Source organism: Sphingomonas sp. Marseille-Q8236 (assembly GCF_965112005.1).
The window spans coordinates 1,964,520-1,985,334 of record NZ_CBCOPO010000001.1; the positions used below are offsets into that span (position 1 = coordinate 1,964,520).

General features: G+C 65.7%; 21 protein-coding genes and 1 riboswitch. Of the genes, 5 read left to right on the forward strand and 16 right to left on the reverse strand.

Annotated elements, in window-relative coordinates:
• Window positions 1-6 precede the first annotated feature (6 nt).
• Together cpaB and ACWPWT_RS09465 are read right to left on the reverse strand one after the other, a co-directional pair.
• Window positions 7-990, reverse strand: coding sequence for a Flp pilus assembly protein CpaB (cpaB, locus tag ACWPWT_RS09460; RefSeq protein WP_454279433.1), 984 nt, complete (start codon window positions 988-990; stop codon window positions 7-9).
• Window positions 991-1,042: 52 nt separating this feature from the next.
• Complete coding sequence (locus ACWPWT_RS09465; RefSeq protein ID WP_454279434.1) at window positions 1,043-1,537, reverse strand: A24 family peptidase; 495 nt, start codon at window positions 1,535-1,537, stop codon at window positions 1,043-1,045.
• A gap of 50 nt (window positions 1,538-1,587) precedes the next feature.
• Between ACWPWT_RS09465 and ACWPWT_RS09470 the strand changes: the two genes are divergently transcribed.
• Together ACWPWT_RS09470 and ACWPWT_RS09475 are read left to right on the forward strand one after the other, a co-directional pair.
• Window positions 1,588-2,523: an alpha/beta fold hydrolase gene (locus tag ACWPWT_RS09470; RefSeq protein WP_454279435.1), complete on the forward strand. Its 936-nt coding sequence runs from the start codon at window positions 1,588-1,590 to the stop codon at window positions 2,521-2,523.
• Entirely contained in the window at window positions 2,520-3,593 is a 1,074-nt protein-coding gene (locus ACWPWT_RS09475) for an NAD(P)/FAD-dependent oxidoreductase (protein ID WP_454279436.1), read from the forward strand. Before ACWPWT_RS09470 ends, ACWPWT_RS09475 begins: the two co-directional genes overlap by 4 nt.
• A 116-nt stretch (window positions 3,594-3,709) precedes the next feature.
• Here ACWPWT_RS09475 and ACWPWT_RS09480 read toward each other — a convergent pair whose 3' ends face one another.
• The 14 genes from ACWPWT_RS09480 to ispH all read right to left on the reverse strand — a co-directional run bounded on the left by ACWPWT_RS09480 (window position 3,710) and on the right by ispH (window position 17,970).
• Entirely contained in the window at window positions 3,710-4,141 is a 432-nt protein-coding gene (locus tag ACWPWT_RS09480; RefSeq protein WP_454279437.1) for a hypothetical protein, read from the reverse strand.
• 404 nt (window positions 4,142-4,545) lie between these two features.
• A complete protein-coding gene (locus ACWPWT_RS09485) occupies window positions 4,546-5,301 on the reverse strand; it encodes a hypothetical protein (RefSeq protein WP_454279438.1) in 756 nt (251 codons plus the stop codon).
• A complete protein-coding gene (locus tag ACWPWT_RS09490) occupies window positions 5,298-5,978 on the reverse strand; it encodes a hypothetical protein (RefSeq protein WP_454279439.1) in 681 nt (226 codons plus the stop codon). Before ACWPWT_RS09490 ends, ACWPWT_RS09485 begins: the two co-directional genes overlap by 4 nt.
• A gap of 130 nt (window positions 5,979-6,108) precedes the next feature.
• Window positions 6,109-6,933, reverse strand: coding sequence for a hypothetical protein (locus tag ACWPWT_RS09495; protein ID WP_454279440.1), 825 nt, complete (start codon window positions 6,931-6,933; stop codon window positions 6,109-6,111).
• Complete coding sequence (locus ACWPWT_RS09500) at window positions 6,930-7,604, reverse strand: hypothetical protein (RefSeq protein ID WP_454279441.1); 675 nt, start codon at window positions 7,602-7,604, stop codon at window positions 6,930-6,932. Before ACWPWT_RS09500 ends, ACWPWT_RS09495 begins: the two co-directional genes overlap by 4 nt.
• Before the next feature lie 164 nt (window positions 7,605-7,768).
• Window positions 7,769-8,458 (reverse strand): hypothetical protein, encoded by a 690-nt coding sequence (locus tag ACWPWT_RS09505; protein ID WP_454279442.1) that lies wholly within the window; start codon window positions 8,456-8,458, stop codon window positions 7,769-7,771.
• A gap of 38 nt (window positions 8,459-8,496) precedes the next feature.
• Window positions 8,497-10,470, reverse strand: a complete 1,974-nt coding sequence (locus tag ACWPWT_RS09510; protein ID WP_454279443.1) for a TniQ family protein — start codon at window positions 10,468-10,470, stop codon at window positions 8,497-8,499.
• Window positions 10,467-11,636, reverse strand: coding sequence for an AAA family ATPase (locus ACWPWT_RS09515; RefSeq protein ID WP_454279444.1), 1,170 nt, complete (start codon window positions 11,634-11,636; stop codon window positions 10,467-10,469). Before ACWPWT_RS09515 ends, ACWPWT_RS09510 begins: the two co-directional genes overlap by 4 nt.
• On the reverse strand, window positions 11,633-13,813 hold the full coding sequence (locus tag ACWPWT_RS09520) for a hypothetical protein (protein WP_454279445.1): 2,181 nt from the start codon (window positions 13,811-13,813) through the stop codon (window positions 11,633-11,635). Before ACWPWT_RS09520 ends, ACWPWT_RS09515 begins: the two co-directional genes overlap by 4 nt.
• Window positions 13,810-14,541: a TnsA endonuclease N-terminal domain-containing protein gene (locus tag ACWPWT_RS09525; RefSeq protein WP_454279446.1), complete on the reverse strand. Its 732-nt coding sequence runs from the start codon at window positions 14,539-14,541 to the stop codon at window positions 13,810-13,812. Before ACWPWT_RS09525 ends, ACWPWT_RS09520 begins: the two co-directional genes overlap by 4 nt.
• A gap of 251 nt (window positions 14,542-14,792) precedes the next feature.
• Window positions 14,793-15,515, reverse strand: a complete 723-nt coding sequence (locus ACWPWT_RS09530) for a hypothetical protein (RefSeq protein WP_454279447.1) — start codon at window positions 15,513-15,515, stop codon at window positions 14,793-14,795.
• Window positions 15,516-15,622: 107 nt separating this feature from the next.
• Entirely contained in the window at window positions 15,623-16,060 is a 438-nt protein-coding gene (gene rnhA, locus ACWPWT_RS09535; protein ID WP_261269181.1) for a ribonuclease HI, read from the reverse strand.
• Window positions 16,057-17,010, reverse strand: a complete 954-nt coding sequence (thrB, locus tag ACWPWT_RS09540) for a homoserine kinase (protein ID WP_454279448.1) — start codon at window positions 17,008-17,010, stop codon at window positions 16,057-16,059. Before thrB ends, rnhA begins: the two co-directional genes overlap by 4 nt.
• Window positions 17,011-17,013: 3 nt before the next feature.
• Window positions 17,014-17,970: a 4-hydroxy-3-methylbut-2-enyl diphosphate reductase gene (gene ispH, locus ACWPWT_RS09545; protein WP_454279449.1), complete on the reverse strand. Its 957-nt coding sequence runs from the start codon at window positions 17,968-17,970 to the stop codon at window positions 17,014-17,016.
• Window positions 17,971-18,072: 102 nt separating this feature from the next.
• On the opposite strand from ispH, the gene ACWPWT_RS09550 reads away from it, so the two are divergent.
• From ACWPWT_RS09550 to gcvH, 3 genes are all read left to right on the forward strand, one after another.
• A complete protein-coding gene (locus ACWPWT_RS09550; protein ID WP_261269178.1) occupies window positions 18,073-18,711 on the forward strand; it encodes a hypothetical protein in 639 nt (212 codons plus the stop codon).
• Between the two features lie 210 nt (window positions 18,712-18,921).
• A riboswitch (glycine riboswitch) is annotated at window positions 18,922-19,029 on the forward strand.
• 162 nt (window positions 19,030-19,191) lie between these two features.
• Complete coding sequence (gcvT, locus tag ACWPWT_RS09555) at window positions 19,192-20,367, forward strand: glycine cleavage system aminomethyltransferase GcvT (RefSeq protein ID WP_454279450.1); 1,176 nt, start codon at window positions 19,192-19,194, stop codon at window positions 20,365-20,367.
• Between the two features lie 2 nt (window positions 20,368-20,369).
• The gene (gene gcvH, locus ACWPWT_RS09560; RefSeq protein ID WP_454279451.1) at window positions 20,370-20,741 is read left to right on the forward strand and encodes a glycine cleavage system protein GcvH; all 372 of its coding nucleotides are present in this window, start codon (window positions 20,370-20,372) and stop codon (window positions 20,739-20,741) included.
• The last annotated feature ends 74 nt before the right edge of the window (window positions 20,742-20,815 follow it).

Genomic DNA, 20,815 nt, shown 5'->3' on the forward strand with positions numbered 1-20,815 from the left:
ACATCGTCAATTCTTCCCCGCAATGGGTGCGACGCTGGTGGAACTGCCGCGCGAGACCCGCACGACGGGTCCTTGCGCCATGGCGACCTGACCGACGCCGGCGGCCGCGACGTTCGGCGCCATGCCGCCCGGTGCCGTGGTCCCCTGATCCGGGCCACCGTTCGACTGACGACCGGGCACAGTCCGCCGTTGATAGCGCGATATGTCGCCGCCGGTGACATAGGAGGCACGGTCGACCTGTGGCTGGGTGATGGCACCCGCCATCTCGTCGGGGCGGTCCGCCAGTGCACGCAGCGACAGGGAAAGGGTGCCGAGCGTCTGCGCCACGGCCAATTGCTCGGCGATCTTCGGCGTCGCCTCTACGGTGACGGTGGTGAAGGTGTGGACCGGTGTCTTGCCGTCATCGCCGACCTGCGAATCAGTGCGCTGGTCGGTCGCCAGCACGCGGACGTTGCGCAGGATGGTTTCCGACACCTTCAGCGGCGGGCCATCGCCGCCGCCGGCCACGTCCTGGGTCAGGACGACGTCGATCCGGTCGCCGGGAAATACGAATCCCGCGACGGCGGTCTGGGCGGAGACGGGCACCGTCACGGCGCGCATGCCGGGCGTCAGCGCGGCGGCTAGGAAGCCACGGTCACCCGGACGCACCACCGCCCCCTGGGTCAGCGGCTGCCCGGCGGTGATCGCATAGCGTAGCACCGTGCCCTGCAGCTTCGCCAGATCGGCCTGGCCCTTCACATAATAGGCACCGGCCAGCATGTCCTTGGGCCAGGGCTGGAACTTCAGCGCGGTCGGATCGATGATCGTGCCGACCGGCAGGGTGCGGGTGGCGACCAGGACCTCGTTCTGCGGCACGGGCGGGGCGACGACGACGGCGGCGGCCTCGGCGGGCGGCGCGCTGCTACCGGACGTGATCGTCCGCGCGAATAAGGCGGTCACGCCTGCGATCAGCAGGGCCCCCACCAGCAGTAAGACTTTGCGACTGTCCATCCTGTCTTCTTCGGCCTCGGCGCCGAGCCCGTTGCTCAGCCTATATGCGGCGTTAAGTATGAGGGAATGGGTTAAATATCGGTTCCCGCAGGATCATCAGCGCGGCGATCGCGATGGCGACGCCATACGGCACCTCGATCGCGCGTGCCTCCTCCGGCCCCCCGGCACGGCGTAGGCGATGGTCCACCAACATGAGCAAAGTGATCGCCCCGCCCGCGATCGACATGATCAGCATCATGCGGACCAGCGAGGGCAGGGGCAGCCACAGCGCGATCGCCGCGATCATCTTGACATCGCCGCCACCCATCATCCCGATGCGAAATGCCTGCGCAAACAGCAGGAACACGCCGATCGCGACGCCCAGTTGCCACAGCATGTCGGGCCAGACCGCCATGCCGCTCGCCCACCACCAGAGCGGGGCGAGCAGCGCGATGGCGATGTTCTTGCGATCCGCGATCTCGCGGGTGCGCGCATCCTCGATGCCGGCGGAGAGCAGCAACAGCATCAGCGCCACGATCAGGGCGATGCGGACAATGGTCCATTCCATGGCATAACGCCCTAGACGGGAGGGCTTTCCAAACCGTAACCGGGGATCGGATGACCGACAGCCTTTCCCTCCGCCGAACCTTTCCCGCCGCCGCGCGGGTGACGCGCTGGCATGCGCCGGACGGATGGGATCATCGCCGCTTCGATTGGGCGGCCGAGCGGCCCGTCGGGCGACTGCTGTTCCAGACTGGCCGGGCCGATATGGTCGAGAAATATCTGGAGGTCTTCGCGCATCTGGTCGCGAGCGGGTGGAGCGTGACCGCCTTCGACTGGCGCGGACAGGGCGGATCGGGGCGAATGCTCGCCGATCGGCATATCGGGCATGGCGGCGATTTTGCGGTGCTGGTCGAGGACCTTCGCGTCTTCTGGCGGACTTGGCGGGCGGAGGATGATTCGGCTCTTCCGCATGTCCTGCTTGGCCATTCGATGGGCGGGCATCTTGCGTTACGAAGTGTGGTGGAGGGGGCGGTGGACCCCCAAGCCCTGATCCTGGTCGCGCCGATGCTGGAGCTGCGCCTGCCGACCGGGGCACTGGTCGGCGGCGGCATCATCCGCCTAATGACCCTGCTGGGCCGGGCCGAGCGGGCAATCTGGCGCGTCGAGAAAGGGGCGGGGCACCACACCCGCCAGCGCAACCTGACCCATGATGTCGGGCGGTTCGAGGACGAAGCCTATTGGTATGCCCAGTCGCCCGAACTGGCGCTGGGGCCGCCGAGCTGGGGGTGGCTAGCGGCGGCGTCGCGGTCGACACGGTCGCTGCTCCGCGATCGCCGGTTGGATGCCGTCACGCTCCCGACGCTGATGCTGATCGCCGAGGCCGACCGCCTGGTGGACCCGCGCGTGGCGGAGCAGGTCGCCGCGCGGATCGGCGCGCAAGCCGAGCGTTTCGGACCGGACGCCGCGCATGAATTGCTGCGCGAGGCGGACCCGGTGCGGCTGCGCGCGCTGGCGGCGATCGATCGGTTTCTGGGCAAGGTTGCCGCATGACCTATGACATCGCGATCGTCGGCGCAGGCATGGCGGGCGCAAGCCTGGCCGCCGCGATCGGTACGCGCGCGCGGGTCGTCCTGATCGAGGCGGAGGATATGCCCGGCCGTCACGCGACGGGGCGTTCGGCGGCCTTCTGGTCGGAAACCTATGGCGGCCCGGCGGTTCAGCCGCTGACCACCGCCTCCGGCCCATATCTGCACGACGGCGGGTATCTGAACCCGCTGGGTTCGCTGCATGTCGGGCGCGTCGAGGACGGTACGCGGATCGAGCGGTTTCTTGCCGATTTCGCTGGCACGGGGGTGGATTTGTCGCGGGCCGATCCCGCCCCCTTTGTCCCCGGTCTTCGCCCCCAATGGGTGCAGGGGATATGGGAGCCGAGCTGCGCCTATATCGATGTCGCCGCGCTGCATGCCGATTATCTGGCGGTCGCACGCGCGGCGGGGGCGGTGCTGATGACCGACGCCGCGTTGTTGTCCGCCGAACGGCGCGAAGGGGCATGGCGACTGGAGACGCGGGCGGGGCCCGTCCGGGCGACGTTGTTGGTCGATGCCGCCGGAGCCTGGGCCGACGAAGTGGCACGGATGGCGGGCGCCGCGCCGGTCGGCATCACTCCCTATCGCCGGACCATGGTGCAACTCCGTATCGATCCCCCCGCTCCGGAAGGGCTGCCCCATGTCATCGACATATCGGGCGGTTTCTATTTCAAGCCCGAGCCTGGGGGCCGGCTGTGGCTCAGCCCGCATGATGAGACGCCGAGCATCGCTTGCGATATCGCGCCCGAGGAATGGGATGTGGCGGTCGCGATCGACCGGCTGGAGCGGGTGGTCGACTGGCGCGTCGAGGCGGTCGAGCGCCGCTGGGCGGGCTTGCGCAGCTTCGCGCCGGACCGCGCCCCGGTATATGGATTCGATGCGCGCATTCCGGGCTTCTTCTGGTGTGCGGGGCAGGGCGGTTTCGGAATCCAGACCGCGCCCGCCGCCTCGGCACTGGCGGCGGCATTGCTGCTGGGGGAGGGGCCGGTGCCCGCTGGTGTCGATGCCGCGCGCTATGCGGCGGCGCGGTTCTGACCATGGCCGTCCCATCGATCCGTCACCGGGCAGCGGAGGTCGGCACACTTGTCTGATCGCAGGTCCCCGATCGGAAACGGCGTCACCATCCCGATCGGGGGGAAGCAATAGCGATTTTAGAAGGGCAGCGAAGCGAGATCGGGTTCGACCCATGCCCGGCGCGCAGGCACGCCAAACAACACGTCGCGGCTCCAATGTTCGAGAAGCCATTTCGAATCGCCAAGGTGGGACGCCATCAGCGCCGAATGCACGATGTGGAGAGGCGTGTGTTCGGGGTGCTTGGCAAGGCAGTGAGCCGCACCGCGCATCGATGCCAAGGTGATCGTGTGATGATAACCGCTCGTGTCGGTGTTCGCGGTCTTCGTGGCATCGTTGTATCGGGAAATCAGCAAGCGAATTTCGTCCGCTTCTATCAGGTCGCGTCGATGGCGACAGAGCCAAAGGGCTGCGGCGAAATGACCCGCATGTGTCCACTCGCTCTTCGCCAAGGTGCGATCGATCAGGCCTGACGCGATGCGGTCGATCGCGGCTTCGTCCCGGAAGTACATAGCCCTGTTGTCCTTTTGAATAGGCCCAACCGGCATAAAAAACCCCGCCGATTGGGCGGGGTGTTCAGCGTCAAGCGAAGGGATATGGCCTTTCGCTATCCCATGAGCCGAGCGCGCGCACATACACCGCCGTTGAGATGACGGCGTTGTTGTTGAACATTGGCGGCCACGCGGATCATGCACGGTTCATAACATCGATCAATTTTGCGCCCAAGCCGGTCCCCGCGCGCTATCGAAGCGAGCGACGGCCGGGCTATTGCGCGCCGCCGCATAACCTGTCCACCACCGACCGCATTTCCTCCTCGCACGAACATCGATGCAGGCGTTCGCCAACCTCGCGTCGCAGGGGCCAAAACCTGTCCATGATGCAAATGCCAGGCATGCCATAACTTGTCCACGCCAATTCAGTCGATGCCACGTACGACCCACCCTCTCGCACCAGGGACCGACGCCCAGACGTCGTGCATGTGATGGGCGTACGCGGCTGCCTCTTCCCGGCTGCGATACGCGACGTGTTCGCCTTTGGGCATAGCCGGGCGACGGCCCTTGATCATGGCGGGGACGTGACCGTTGATCCTGACGGCGACATCCAAGAGATCGTCGGCGTCGGACCAGTGGAGTCGATAGGCGGCCAACGCACGAGTATAGGCGGTTTCGGTGCGTCCATCGTCGCCGATCTGACGCAGCAGCCCCTCCAGGGCGGTCCACCGGTCGAGCGTCGGCAGCCAGTGCATGAGCAGGAAGCGGATGCCCTGATTATCCGACGGGTTGATCGCGACGAGATGCTTCGCCAGGCGGACGGCTTCGAATTGGTTGTCCTTCGTTTCCGTTCGCCACAGCTCGAGGGCCAGGTTGTGGACGGATCGCATGTACGGGCGCGTGAACACATCGCCCCAGAAGCTGTGGTCGTCGGGTTCCGCCAGTTCGGCGACGTGCGCGGCTTCGCCGAGCCTGGCGCCCTCCCGCAGCAGTGCGATGCGTTCCGGACCGCAGGGTGAGCACAGGGCGAGGATCACGAAGGCGTCGACCTGCGTAGGATCCGCGTCCAGCGCCAGTCGCGCGAGCCGGGCGCCTTCTGCGGGATCGTTGCGATATGCGTCCCATGCCTGATCGACCAGCGGGTACGGGATCGATTCCATGCTGTTCTCCTGAATGATCATTTACGGCGTCCCGTGCCCAAATCGTCGAGGAGAGGCGCCATATCCGGCACCTTCGCCACGGTGACGGTATGGCCCTTCTTGCGCGTCGAGATGGATTTTATTTCGTAGCGATGCAGTGCCGGATGTTCGATGATCACGTCGGCTCTCCGTCCGGGCATCGCCGCCACCACCGTTTCGGACAGGACCTTCCGTATCACGATCCCGGTCGGACCCACGCCGACGCCGCCGCCCAGGTCGAGCTGCAGCGGTTCCCATTGGTTGGGTGTGAACATTCCCGGCCTGTGGAGCTTCATGACGTGACGTCGCTCGCCCACGTCCAGCGCGACGCGGCCCAGCGTCAGCCCGAGGGCGACGACGCCGTTCACACAGAAGCCGTCGCAACGAAGGACGTCGCCGGCCAGATCGATCATCCTCGGCCCATCCGCAGGGGGCACCTCAACCTCGCCAAGGACGATCTTCTCGAAGTAGCGGTGCAGATTGAACTCCCAGTCGTGGATGGGATCGTACACGTCGCGGGACACGCCGAGCATGATGCCGTCGTGCTCGGCGAAGAACCCCCGGAAGATCGTGTCGAATCCCTTTGTCAGATGGTCGCCGCGCAGATCCAGGCCCAGATGCTTCCTGATGCGCGTCGGCAGCTCCTCGTCCTTGTCGGACGAGCGGATGTAGGCGGCCATGTTCGGGTTCAGTCGAGGAGGATCACCCCGCCGTGAAGGCGAGTGCGAGATTTTGGGCATGCAACGCTCCTGCCGGGATGAGGTAGTGGGATGGTTGATCCACGATGCCGTGTTGGGGCCGTCCCGCGGATCAATCGTGCCCCCAGCCGGCATCGGTCGAATCGGGAACGCGACCCACCGTCGCGGGACCGGGCAGCACGAAGTCCACGCCGTCCGGCACGAGCGCAATCCGCTCCCAGCGCGGCGTGTTAAAGGCGATCTGGCTGACGGTGTCGCTGATGTTGACGATTGAATGGATCCGGTAGCGCGTGTCGATCGGCACGCCGTGCGGTGCCTCGCCCATCAGCCAGGATGGTGGGTTCCCGCGTGCCGCTTCGCGCACCGTGGCGGGGAGGCGATCGACGTCGATCTGCACCTGGCCGCAGGACACCTCCACTCCGCCGTAGTACCTGGAGCCGAACGCGAACTCGCCGCCGTGGCCGTTGAACTCGATCTGACGCTTTTCCCATAGCATCCTGCCGTCCGCACCCGCCCGCCAGGCGGCGAACGCATCGCGTTCCTCTTGCGTCATCAGCGTCTCGATGCCGGGTGGGACCCAGACCGCCCAGGCGGGAGGATATTGGGGATCGAGACCGAGACGCTCCATCTCCTTCAGCCAAAAGGTTGCCCGCGCCACGATGGCCTCGAACCCGAGGTGGGCGGCGTGCAAACGGCGGATGGCGCGCAGGGGATCTCTCACGTCGGCGGCGGCACCTCGGTACATGATGGAGATGTCGCCCTCCAGCGGATGCAGGCTGATCCGCGTGGTATGGTCGTCGTTGTCGGGGCCGAGATGACTCACCTTGGCGAGACGGCCGTCTCCAAGGTCGCGCCGCGCGAGCTCGTCGGCAATGGTCTGGATCGCCTCGGTCAGCGCGTCCTCGTCCATATCGGCGATGCGCTTCCATCTGGTCATGACCCTGCCGCCTCCCGTGCGCCCTCACGCACGAGCTGGTCGTGCACGCGTCGCTGCAGATCGGCGGTGTCGATCATCAGCGAGGACGGCGGGACCGCCTCGACGCCCAGATGCGACATGCGGCTGAGGCTGATCGTGCCCACCTCGTTGCCGCGAGAGCCGCGTCCGGCCGTCCGCCCTGCCGTGCCGATCGCGGCGAAGGCGTCGACCTCGACGTACAGACGAGGCGCGCGACCCTTGGGGCCTTCGGACCAGAACTTGTCGAGATGCACGCGATTGTCGACGACGAACCGGACCGCCGTCGCCGGCGGGACGTAGGATCGCTGCAGCTGCAGGCAGAGCGCGATCTCCAGGACGTCGATGAGTCCGTAGGTGCGGCGACGCTCGCCTTCGCCGCGCTGATCCTCGACGAGGCCGAGCGCCAGGATGTGCTTCAGGCGGGCGTTGAACGCCGCTTCGCCGTCTGCGACGCCGTGCAACCGCATGAGGACGGAGCGCAGCGTGCGGTGCTGGATCCGCATGTCGTCGGCGCGCAGATCGTCGTACGCCGTATGGATCGCGGCGCGCTGGCGACGGACCATGTCGGCCGCCCGCTCGAGCAGACCGGCGCTCGGCTCGCCGTCGGCAAGCGCGTCCTCGGCATCGAGCAGGGCATCCTTGATGGTGCTCATGGTCCTCTCCTTCGGTGGATGCGACCGATCGCGACCGGACGCGATCGTCCGACCCTCGATGGTCGATGTGGGAATCATTGATGGTCGCGGCACCCCTCGGTGCTCGGAATGTGATCGCCGACGCGAAGTGCCGGGCGCGGCTTATTCCTGCCGCGTGCCGTTCCTTAAGTGGTCTTCCCCGATGCTGGGGGGCCGTAAGTTAGCATGTCATCGGGCGACAACGACGCGAATTCGCCCAGGTTCGTCGTCAAACGAATGATCCGCCGGCCCCCGGCGTCCGCCACGATGCCACGGATCCGATGCGGGTGGAGATCGAGGATGGGGTGGCTCACGATTGTGCGCAGCGGCTGGCCGATGGCGGCGGTCATTACGCTGTCGGGCATGTCGAGCGGCATCCGCAGCATCGCGCCGGCATGCCACTTCACGTCCTGCCCGAGCATGACGAAGGTGCGGCACCATGCATGACCGGCTGGGTGATTGGCGGACACCCTCACCGCCGTCTCGCCAGCCGCATCGATGAAGCCGACGTCGCCAAGACGCAGGACGGCGATGGCCAGCGCGGCACCGACGCGCAGTCCCGTCGCTTCGATCAGGCGGGCCGTCGTCACGTCGACGCGCGGGCAGTCCCGATGCTCCAGCAGCCTCGCCAGGTCGTCCTCGTGGCCGCGGTCGTCGCCCGTCAGCACGTCCTCGAGACGACGCGCGACGCTGCTTCGGAAGATGTCACACTCGAGATCGTGCATCCAGCGCTGCCTAAGCTCGGATATGCCGAACGATACCACGTCGCCCGCTGCCGCGCTGTCCACGATGCGGTCGAGATCCTCGGGATCGATGAGCTTGCGGAGCGTGACCATGCCGTTTTCCCCTTCCATGATCGGGTCCGCCGCCCGGCTCAGCCGCTGGAAGAGGCTTCCTCCCCCTTGGCATCTTTCTGACGCCGGCGTTCGCCCTCGGCTCGCAGCTGATCGTCGACGTCGGCCGAGATCGACGGACCCTCGAGATCGAACGACCGCAGCATGTGATCGACCAGCGAGTACCAGTACATCGGCCGACTGCGCCCTTCGGTCGTGTTGGTCTTCGTCTCGATGCGAATCGCCTTGTCGGTCCGCAATCGCCGGTTGAAGTCGATCGTCAGCTTCTCGGTCCGGGCAGGCCACAGCATCGCCAGGACGTACTCGACGTATGACGTGCCGGCGTATTGGTCGCGGTCGATCATCCTGGACACTCTGGCGGCGAGAGCCCGCCGACGTGCGATGATGGTATGGAGGTAGAGGTCGGTGAGCCGGGGTTCGGTTACCGTACGCACGCTGGGCACGACGCCCGACAGGATGTCGAGCAGCAGATGCGATCCCGTGTACGCCGCGTCGACCCCGGCTCTGGATGCTGCGGAATAGGGCTCGAAGCCATCGGGAATGTCTGCCTCGCTCACCATCGTGGCCGCATCGGCGATGCGCGATCGCAGCCGAACCACATCCGACCTGAGGAAGGCGTGTCCCTTGACCAACGACGACACCGACCGGTCGGGCTCGATGGGGGTGATGAGGCCGGCGTTGAGCCAGAGGTTGGAGTATGTGGCGATGTCGGGGTGGTTCAGGTACTCGGACATGGCGCTTGGCGACATGTGCTCCTGTGCCGTGGCGAGCCGCCGCCGGATCTCGTCGACGACCAGCGCACCGAGCTTCATCGCGTCATCGGGCAGATCGTCGCGCTCATCGAACGCGGCGAGCGTCTCGGCGTACACCCGGGCCAGGATCGCGTTGTTGTCCTTCAGGCCGAGCGATCGTGCCACGCGGGAACGGGGCATGGTCGCACGGATGGACCGGGCCGTGGCGCTGGAACGGGTGGGGATCTTCTGCCGCAGCTTGTAGCCCCGCCTTTCTAGGAACGCGTCGACCTCGTCCTGCAGCGCGCCGATGGGCTGGCCGTCCAGACCGCGGTAGGGCGTCAGCATCAACTGCCCGATGCGCGTGGCGAACAGATCCCGGGGACGACGCTGCCCGGCATCGGTGTTTCGACCGGCGACGTCGGCAAGCAGCCGACGATAGGCATGCGGCCAGTCGTGAAGGACCTCCATGGCCGCTTCCACCTGCCGCACGCAGGTCGGCAGATCGCGCCGACCGTTCAGGTTGCCCTTGCTCCACCGCTTCTGCGGCGTGACCCGATCGTCATCTTCGGCTGGGGTGATCGCCGCCTGTCCGATGATGTCGATGACGCCCATGATGTCGTGAGGCTCCATGACTGAGAAGGGCAATCCCAGACGGCCGCCTTTGACGAGCCAGAGGCGAGGCTGGATGGCCAGCGTTCCGGCGCCGAATGCCTGGATCATCCATTGCGCGCCCTTCACGGCGAGCTCCGATGCGGGTGTCACGGCGTTGTCCGCGAACGGCTTCCCGCACAGGCAGTGGAACGGGTCGAGATGCCGCGAGGCGGTATCGATCGTCCTTCCGCATTCGCAGGTGTCGATCAGCAGCACGCCGTGATCGGAGCATGCGACGTGGTGGACCAGACGCCAGGCCTCCTTCAGCATGCGCCTTTCACCGATGCATGTCGGACAGATACGCAGCCGGCTCTTGACCAAGTACTGTGGGTTCACCGCCTTTTCGAGAAACCTGACGGTCGCCGGAGCGCTCGGCACGCCCGCGGGCCGCGCACGCATCGGCTCCATGGCTTCGAGCGGAAGAAGGGAACGCAGCGCCAGTCGCTCCCATTGCTCGTCGGACCAGGCATCGTGCGGCCGGCCTTTGGCCACGTCGCGCAGAAGCGTGACGAGCGCGATTCCGTTCGCGTCGGCAAGGCGGGATGCGAAGCTCAGACCGGACTCGCCCACGAGCGGGCGGATGACCAGAGGAAGGGCGGTCGGCTTCATGACGGCCGATAGGTCGAACGCCGGCGCTCGACCGGCTTGTCGGGCAGCAGTGGCGGCGTGAACGGGTTCGTGGCCAGGGCCTTCTCGGCCTTCGTGCTCTCCTCGCTGAGCATGGCGGCTTCAAGCACCCCGGGGAGCAGCACCACCGCGCGGTGCAGATGGTGCTCGTGGATGTGGTCGGATCCGTCGGCGATCGCCAGTTCGCCGGCCTTGCCGATGATCTGGCCGACCTGACGCAGCAGCCCGAACGTGGCGATGTGGATCTTGTCGGCGAGCACGGCCGAGCCGAGATTGCTGTCGGCATCGAACGGCAGCACGGTGTCGAGATCATCGAGGAACTGGCGGAAATCCTTCTTCTCGTCGATCGTGCGGTATCGATAGCGCGGTATTTCGACGCGGTACGGCGAGATGCTGCACAGTTCGGGATGCCGGGTCGGATCGACGATGCTGCGGACCTTGTGGGTTCCCATCATGACGATGACGATGTTCTCCGCCACCGTGCCGTCGGGCGCCCGGGCGGTGCGTTCCTTCGTCTTCGCGAAGTCCCGGGTCCAGTTGGCGACGCGGTTGAGCGTGCCCTCGCCGTCGTCCTTCAGCGTGTTGTGGAATTCGTCCAGTATGACGACCTCCACCTTCTGCCCGACCATCTGCTTCTTGAGCTGATAGGTGAGTTCGGCCGCGGCACCCTCGACGAACTGACGCTTGTCCTCGTCCTCGACCTGCTTGGCGGCGATCGCCGCCTCGTCCGGCGAATCCACCCAGTCGGCGTCGTTGTCCAGACCGCTGCGACGCATCAGCCTTCGCAGCATCGCCCGCGCCAGGGTCCGCGGCGTCGAGGAGTCCCGCACGTCGACGTACAGGACCGGGCGCACGATGTTGCCGGTTTCGGGATCCACGCGCTCGAGATTGGCGGCGAGATAGCGCTTCGCGATCTCGGATTTTCCAACCCCCGTCTCCCCCACGATCACCACGTTCTTGGCTTCGGGGTAGATCTGGCGGTCGGCGCGCGCCGCCTCGATGACGTCGAACACGATCTGCGTGACGTCGCGGTCCACGAAGATGCGGCCCAGCTGCTCCAAGCGTGCGGACGCCGGGGCTTGCGACCAGGGAATGCTCTCGGCATCTTCGTGCTGGCAAGTCAGTTCAGCGGTCGCGGTCGTGATCACGGACGATATCCCTTCCGGGCATGACGGCGCACCGCCTGCCCCTCGTTGATGGCGATGTCCGTCTCGGCGACGGAAGGCGGCATGCTGTCGTCGGACGCAGGCGGGACGCTGGTCGTCACGATCGGATCGTTCGCGGCTGACGGATGGGAAACTTCATTCGGTGGGATCGTCGTCGCGGTGGTGAATGTCGACACGGGCGTGTCCGCGATTACGTCGGAAGTCGTCCTCGCGTCGGTGCCCGCACGGGAACTGCGCATGAGACCCTCCATCCGGGCCGACATGCCGCGCGCTCGAAGACCACCGCGTTTGGCGAGGCCCGTGCCCTTCGTGATCTTCATGAGATCGTACTTGGCCTGCAGGAGGGCTTCGGCGTCTCCTCGGGCCTCCTCGGATGCGTATTCCCGGATGCGCCGGTGGTGCCATATGGACAAGCCGGTCGCATAGCGCGTCCACTTGGGCGCTACGGGCACGTTGAGGGTCTGGCCGCCGAGATGGGGAAGGCGGACGTGTATCTGGCTTAGGTCGCCGGGATCGACATGGAATTCGATCTTGCCGCCCTGATCCGCGAGCGCATGTTTGAACTGCGCGTTCGTCAGCAGGGCGAGCAGTTCGGACGAGAAGTACTGCATGTTCTCGTAATGGATGCCGTGCCGGCCAGGCTTGGCGAACTCGGTGCGGCCGAAGAGATGCGCGACCTGCTCGATGGAGCCGATGCTCTCGACGGGAAAGGTGCGGGTCTTGTCGCGCCAGACCGCGATGGCCTGCCGGTTGTTCAGGCTTCGACGCTGCTCGAACGGATATACGTCGATGAAGAACTTGTGCAGCGCGTAGTCCAGGTCGGCGGGGGTGCAGACGGCATCCGTCTGCGGGTTGTACCCCATGCGCATGAGCACGTTGTGGAACGTGGTGCCCTGGGTCGGATGGAAGACGCGTTCGGAGATCGTCTTGATGACGCGCTCGACCGCCCCCTTGAGCCAGGGCTTCTTGCCAGCCGTGATCTCGACGCGGCTGATGCCGGCGCGCACGGCGAAACGGGCCAGGTGCTCGGCGATGTTCTCGCGCCCCCTGTCCACGCGAAGGACCCGGGGTACGCCGAAGGCCTCGCATTCGTTCTCGATCGCCCAGCCATGCTTTTCGCGCATCTCGTCGAGATAGTCCTTCGACAGGATCGCGTGGCGCAGACACTGCATCAGCGCCAGGACGCTCGGCTTCTCGAAGGTGACGAACCAGCCGAGCATCATGCGCGTGCAGCGGTCGATCGCCACGACCAGCGTCGGGCGTCCGATCGGCAGGCCGGTGTCGGGATCGACGACGAACAGGTCGCACGGCGTGGCGTCGAGCTCCACCCGGTCGAGCGGCGCCTCGGGATCCTCCTGCGCCTCGGCCGACCCGTACCCGAGGAATGCGGCCATGTCGCCGTACCGGCGTCGAAGCACCTCATCCTTCGGAACGCTGTCGATCGATGACTGGATGGCGGTGTCGCCGGGCGGATCGAGCACGCTTTCTCCAGCGGCGACACGCTTCTCGTTGAACGTCTTCAATTCGACGTGGATGATGGTCTTCAGCATGTCCAGCGTGATGGCGGGGCGCCGCAGATAGTGCTTCTCAACCCTGTCGTGGATGAACTTGCGCAGCGCGTTGGGCAGCCGGTCGCAATAGTTTCCCTTGAACCGGTTCTTGGGCAGCAGCTTGCGCTGGGTCGGTTTGCGTCCGCCATCCGCCACCCAGCGTCGTACGCTTCTGTAGTTGGGGCGACGAGCGGGACCTCCCTTGCATTCGCCCCGTAGCTCGACCCATCCGCTCCCGTGTGTGGCGAAGACGTGCTCGATCTCGCGGTTCCAGTCCGAGACCGCGGTGCCGGGCCTAAACAGATTGGCGTCGTGGATGGCCTGGACGTAGATGAGTCGTCGACCGGCCTCCTCCCAATCGACGTCGCTAGGCTGCCGCTGTCCGTGGATCCGCGATTCCTGACCCTCGGCTGGCGGCTTGCCGTCGCCGTTGTACAGTCGAAGTTCGCCCGTGCGGATCAGCTTCTGCATCTCTCGGTCGGAGAGCAGCAGATGCTCGAAGGTGCGGACCTGCCGCCACTCGAGCAGATGGTCCTGGCGCCGCTCGTAGTTCCAGCGACCGTTGCGATAGTCGATGAAGGCGCCGTCGACGATGTTGATGTAACTCATGCCCCGGCCATCCGTCGAAGATCGTCGGCCGGTTTCCGGCGGGGGATGAGAGGATCCGGCAGGGCCGCTGGATCGGGATGGCGGATCGTGCTGCCGATGCCGACGGGCGCGTCGAAGTCGATGTAGACGTGACCGTTGGCGGCGAGCGAGAGGATGGTCTCGACCGTCGGGGCGGCGGCCCCGGAAAGTGCGGCGACGACATCGGCGATGATGCGTTCACCGTGGAGAACGGCGCCTTGCACGGCGAGCTTTTGGACTTCGGTGAAATTGCGCCGGTAGCGACGCCACACCGCCTGCACGTTGTGATACCGTCGATCGGCCGTGATGTCTTGCTTGAGCACGACGAAATAGGGCCACCCCTTGGCTTCGACGGCGGCGGCGGCGTCCGCCAGGCGTTCGAGAACATCGGGGCGCTCGTATTGGCGCTGGCTCTTGGCTTCGTAGATCACGCCTTCGCCGCGCTCCATGACGGCGAAGTCCGGCACGTGATGGGCGACCTTGTTCTTATGCAGGAAAGTGACGGTCGTCGGCTGGGGGCGGATCGCGGTCACGCCGGGATCCATCTCGGCGAGCATGAGGAACTCGAGTTCACCGGTGGACTCGGCTGCGCAGAATTCCTTTGGATTCTTTGCGGTTCGATGCCAGCCGTTGGTGACGGATGCGGAACGGCCGACGACCCTCCTTATCGGAGTGTCGGAGATGTCGAAGCCGGGCGCCCAATCAACCATCTATTAGACCGTTCCTAGTCCAAAACGATTGGAAGCTAGGGGCGGCGGTCGCGTGGAACAAGTCATGTACGCGAACAAAGATGGTAAACGCGAAGCCGTGCCAGGGAAGATCAGCCTGCGTGTAGGACTTTCAGGATGCGAATCGACTGGCACGTATCGACGTTAGAGGTGATTCGGTTTCCAACTTCGAAACGTCGTATTTGCGGACAAGGCCTGATGATGTTGGCCGTAGCCACTCGGCGTAGTGTTGATCATTCACCGCGGATGAAAGGGCCGCACAAACTGTTTGCGTTGTTTGCGGGTAATCCAGGTATCAGCTGCACCAGCTCCGTTGCGGTGACGTCGCGGACATCGGGATGGACGGCACGGATAATGCGCACCGCGTTCGGCTCGATGGCGAGCATGGCGTCCAGCGCGGCGCGGGCGTCGACGTAGGAGGCGATGGGGTTAGTCATGCCCAAGCCTCGTGCGACATTGACCCCGTCTTGGAAGCGGTAGGCCATGCCTTCCTCCAGCACGTTGGCCGGCGCGAACGTCTCGGATGGACCCAGGACGTGAATGATTTCGTGTGCGAGCTGATAGTAGGCCAGCCTGGGATTGGCGGCTGCTTCGCGGGTCAGGCTGATGCCGACATGGAAGGGCCTACCCCCTGGATAATTGGTGGCCGGGTAGCCTTCATCCCAGAACTGGATGCCGGTGAAGAACCAGCGAGGATCACGCGGCCCATATTCCGCTTCCGCTTCCGCATCCTCGAGGAGGGCACTGGTCAGATCGGACCACGACGTCGTGATTTCACCGTCCACGATCTCGCGGAAGAAGCCGACCGCCGGTTGAATGCTGACAGGCATGGCCCGTGGGTAGAAGTCCATGGATTTGTTCCCGGATGGGTTGCGACGCAGCCAGCTACCGTTGAAAATGCTTATGCGCACATGAAACTTCGGATTGTGCAGTACGTGCGCACCGAACTTGTCCATGGAGAACCACGCATTTTCAGTAGCTTGGCTGATTCCGTGGACAAGTTATGGCCGGTTCATGGACAAGTATTGGGGGGTCTATGGACAACTTATGCATTTTTCAGCAGCTATTTCCGAAACGTCTCCGCCGCATCGCTGGCCAGCTTGTCGGCGCGTTCATTGTCCGGGTGGCCGGCATGGCCCTTCACCCATTTCCATTCGATCTGGTGGCGCTCCGCGGCCGCGACGAGAGCCTGCCAGAGTTCGGCATTCTTGACCGGCTTCTTGTCCGCCGTGCGCCAGCCATTGCGCTTCCAGCCATGGATCCACTTAGTCAGGCCGTCCATCACATAGCGGCTGTCCGTTGACAGCGTCACCGCGCAAGGACGCTTGAGCGCGTTCAGCGCCTCGATCGCGGCCATCAATTCCATGCGGTTGTTGGTGGTCAGCGCCTCGCCGCCGGACAATTCCTTCTCATGCGCGCCCGACCGGATCAGCGCGCCCCAGCCGCCGGGGCCGGGATTGCCCTTGCATGCGCCATCGGTGGCGATCTCGACAGGAGTCACAGTCCGGCCTTTCCGTCGCGATAGGCGATATAGCGCCGCCAATAGGCCAGGGGGTCCTTGCGCGTCACCAGCGCGTCGGCGGGGGTGTTGAGCCAGTCCCAGGCGCGCGACAGCGCGAAGCGGAGGCACGCGCCCATCGCCAGCTTCGCGAATGCCGCGCGCTCGGTGTCGGACAGCGGGAAGTGGCGCTCATATCCTTCGACCAGCGCCGCGCCGATCTCGGGTGCATAGGTCTCGCCGGTCGCATCGAAGCTCCAGGCGGAATGCATGACGGCAAGGTCGTAGACGCGGAAATCGGTGCAGGCGAAATAGAAGTCGATCAGCCCCGTCACCTGATCGCCCAGCACCAGCACATTGTCGGGAAACAGGTCAGCATGGATGACGCAGGTGTCGAGGCTTTGCGCGTCCCAACCGTCGAGCACCGCATCGAGCGCTTCACCCATCGCGTCGTGCAGCCCTGGCTGAATCCGATCGAGATCGCGCCCGCATTGCGCGAACAAGGGGCGCCAGCTGGCATGGCCCATCGAATTGGGGCGATTCAGCGGGAAGTCCGCCGCCGCGCGGTGCATCGCGCCCATCGCATCCGCCGCCGCCAGCGCCTGCGCCGGGCTGGGATGCGACAGCGACACGCCGGACAGAAACTGGATCAGGCAGGCGGGGCGGCCTGCCAGCTCCTGGATCTCGACGCCATCGCGGTCCTTGATCGCGGGCGGCACGGGCAGGCCCTTGGCCGCCAGATGGTCGAGCAGCGCGAGGAAGAAAGGCAGGTCCCCCGCCGCCACCCGCTTTTCGTACAGCGTCAGGATGAACCGCGCGGTCGTAGTGTCGACCAGATAATTGCTGTTCTCGACCCCTTCGGCGATGCCCTTGGCCGAGATCAGTTCGCCAGCGTCATAGCGCCCCAGAAACGCCGACAGCGCCTCCGCCGAAACCTGCGTATAGACGGCCATGGATCAGGCGGCCGCTTCCAGCCCGCGGGGCAGCTTGAACGCGATCGTCTCGCGCGTCGTTTCTTCCTCACGCTCCGACACGGTGAAGCGTTCGGAGAGGCGATCGACCAGCTCGCGCACCAGCAGCTCGGGCGCGGAGGCTCCAGCGGTCAGGCCCAACGTCTTGACCCCATCCAGGAACGCCCAGTCGAGATCGGCGGCACGCTGGATCAGTTGCGCGCGCTTGCCCGCCCGCTCGGCGACCTCGACCAGTCGCAACGAGTTGGACGAATTGGGCGCGCCGATCACCAGCACCGCGTCGCACTCGGCGGCGATCGCCTTGACCGCGACCTGGCGGTTCGAGGTCGCGTAGCAGATATCCTCGCCGCGCGGTCCCTGGATCGACGGGAAGCGGCGCTGCAACGCCTCGATCGTCGCGGCAGTGTCGTCGACCGAAAGGGTGGTCTGGGTCAGGAAGGCCAGATTGTCGGGATCGGCAGGGGCGAAGGCTTCGACATCGGCGACCGTCTCGACCAGCGACATCGACCCTTGCGGCACCTGGCCGAAGGTGCCGATGACTTCCGGGTGCCCGGCATGGCCGATGAAGACGATATGGCGCCCCATCTCCACCAGCCGTTCGGCCTGCCGATGGACCTTGGACACCAGCGGGCAGGTCGCGTCGAGATAGTCCAGGCCGCGATTCTCCGCATCGGCGGGCACGGATTTGGGGACGCCATGCGCGGAGAAGACGACATGCGCGTGCGGCGGCACCTCGTCCAGTTCCTCGACGAAGATCGCGCCCTTGGCCTTCAGGCTGTCGACGACGAACTTGTTGTGGACGATCTCGTGCCGGACATAGACCGGCGCGCCATGCTTTTCGAGCGCGAGCTCGACGATGCGGATCGCGCGGTCCACCCCGGCGCAGAATCCGCGCGGGGCGGCGATCAACAGGTCGAGCGGCGGCTTGGGGGCATCGGTCATGGGCACGGCTCTACGCCATTGCTTGCGCGCGTCCAACCCGGTTCCTATGCTGGCGGCCAAACCGGCATCATGCTTCGGCATATAGAATAGGCGTTTCGACCTGTGAAAGCACCGCTCCTCGTTTCCGTCGCCCTTGCGCTCGTCTTGGGGGGCTGCGCCCGTACCGGAGAGATCGATGCCTCGGGCGGCATCACCGCCGTCCGATCGGCCTGCCCGGTGGTGGGCGTCGCGGCGGGGACGGGCGACGTCACGCTGTTCAAGACGCCGGGCGCGACCGACGAAAAGTCGATCGATCTGGTCGCCAGCATGACCAATGTCCGCGGCAATTGCGCCGATGCGGGAACCGACATCGTGACCACCGTCACCTTCAATGTCGAAGCGCGGCGCACCGACACGAGCGCGGCGCGCGACGTAACCTTGCCCTATTATATCGCGATCGTCCGCGGCGGGACGAACGTCGTCGCCAAGCGGGTCAGCCGCGTCAACGTCCATTTCGACGCGGGCCAGGCGCGCGGACAGGTGGCGGGCGAGGCCTCGGCCACCGTCGCGCGTTCGGCGGCGACGCTGCCCGACGAGGTTCGCGAAAAGCTGACCCGCCGCCGCAAGGCCGGGGACGAGGATGCGGCGGTCGATCCGCTGACCCAGCCCGACGTCCGCCAGGCGGTGGCGAGCGCCAGCTTCGAGGCGCTGGTCGGGTTCCAGCTGACCGACGCGCAACTGCGGTACAACGCGACGCGCTGATCCGGTCCTTCCTGGCGGGGGGGCTTGCCACGCGGGTTACCGTGCGTGGAAGCCCCCTGCGTCTTGCCTGCGGCCTGTCGACTCTTCTCTCAGGGAAAGAATATTGGCGACGCCATCCCCAATATTTGCGCATGCTCCTTGCTGTCGCCAATTGACTTGAACCCACGCGCCCGGCAGAGGGCGCGGCGTCGATGTCGGACATGTCCGACATAGGCGCGCGCGGGAGAGCGCCGGGTGCATCTTTCAGATGGCAAGACCCGGCCGCCGAAGGAGCAACCACCCCGGAATCTCTCAGGCAAATGGGACCGCGCGATCGCCATCGACACTCTGGAAAGCGCGCCTCGACCCCGGTCGTGGCGCCACCGAAGGGGTAAGCCGGAAATTCCGGCGAAAGCTCTCAGGTTCCGTGACAGAGGGGGATCGGATCGGATAAGGACACACGCGTCCCTAGCCGACACCCTTTTGACGGAGACCGGCCCCGTGAGCGACGCAACCGACCTGAATGTAGAAGACGCCCCCGAGGGTCAGGAGATCATCCAGACGCTGCCGCTGGACGCCTGGCACCGTGCGCGCGGCGGCCGGATGGTCCCGTTCGCCGGATACGAGATGCCCGTCCAGTATGAAGGCATCATGGCCGAGCATCTGTGGACCCGCGAGTCGGCCGGCCTGTTCGACGTCAGCCATATGGGGCAGGTGGTCTTCACCGGCGAGAATGGCCTGGCCCCGGTCATCACCGCGCTCGAAAAAGTCCTGCCGGGCGACATCACCGGCCTTGGCGATCGTAAGAATCGCTATTCGCTGCTGCTGAACGAAGATGGCGGCATTCTCGACGACTTGATGGTGACCAAGCGCACCCTCGATGGCGCGGACGAACTCTACATGGTCGTCAACGGCGCGACGAAGTATGACGACATCGCCTATCTGCTCGACTTCATTCCCGACGATGCGACGCTGAACCTGCTCGACGAGCAGGCGCTGCTGGCGCTCCAGGGGCCCAAGGCGGTCGATGCGCTGTCGCGGATCGTGCCGGGCGTCGAGGCGCTGGTGTTCATGACCGCCGCCGACTTCCTGTGGAACGACGTGCCGCTGTGGATCAGCCGCTCGGGCTATACCGGCGAGGACGGTTACGAGATTTCGATCCCCGCCGAGCACGCCGCCGCATTCGCCGATCTGCTGTGCGAGCAGGCGGAAGTGAAGCCGATCGGTCTGGGCGCGCGCGACTCGCTGCGTCTGGAGGCGGGTCTGCCGCTCTACGGCCATGACCTCGACCCCGAGACGACGCCGGTGATGGCCGATCTGGGCTTCGCGCTCGCCAAGAAGCGCCGCGAGGCGGCCGATTTCCTTGGGGCCGGGCGTATCCTCGCCGAGCGCGAGAACGGCCCCGCCGTCAAGCGTGTCGGCCTGACCGTCGCGGGTCGCCAGCCGGTGCGCGAAGGCGCGTCGGTGGTCGCCGAGGACGGCTCGGTCATCGGCCGCGTGACCAGCGGCGGCTTTGCCCCCTCGATGGGTGCGCCGATCGCCATGGCCTATGTGCCGACCGAGCTGGCTGCCCCCGGCACCACCGTCAAACTTCTTCAGCGCGGCAAGACCCATGACGCCACCGTCACGGCCATGCCGTTCGTCCCCCATCGTTACGTTCGTTCAGGAGCCAAGTGACCATGAGCCGCTATTTCACCGAAGATCATGAGTGGATCGACGTCGACGGTGATGTCGGCACGGTCGGCATCTCCGATTATGCGCAGGGTGCGCTGGGCGACATCGTGTTCGTCGACGTCCCCGAGGAAGGCCGCGAGCTGTCCAAGGGCGACGAGGCCGCCGTGGTCGAGTCGGTCAAGGCCGCCTCGGACGTCTATGCGCCCGTCTCCGGCACCGTGATAGAGGGCAATGCCCAGCTGGCCGACGAGCCTGCGCTGGTCAACACCGATCCGGAAGGCGAGGGCTGGTTCTTCAAGATCACCCTGTCGGACGTGTCGGAGCTGGACGGCCTGATGGACGAAACCGCCTACGCCGCGTTCGTCGCGAAGCTCTAACCTTCTTACTCCCCTTCCGCAGGCGGGAGGGGCTGGGGGAGGGAACTCGCTCTCCCCCGATCATCAGGCTTGTT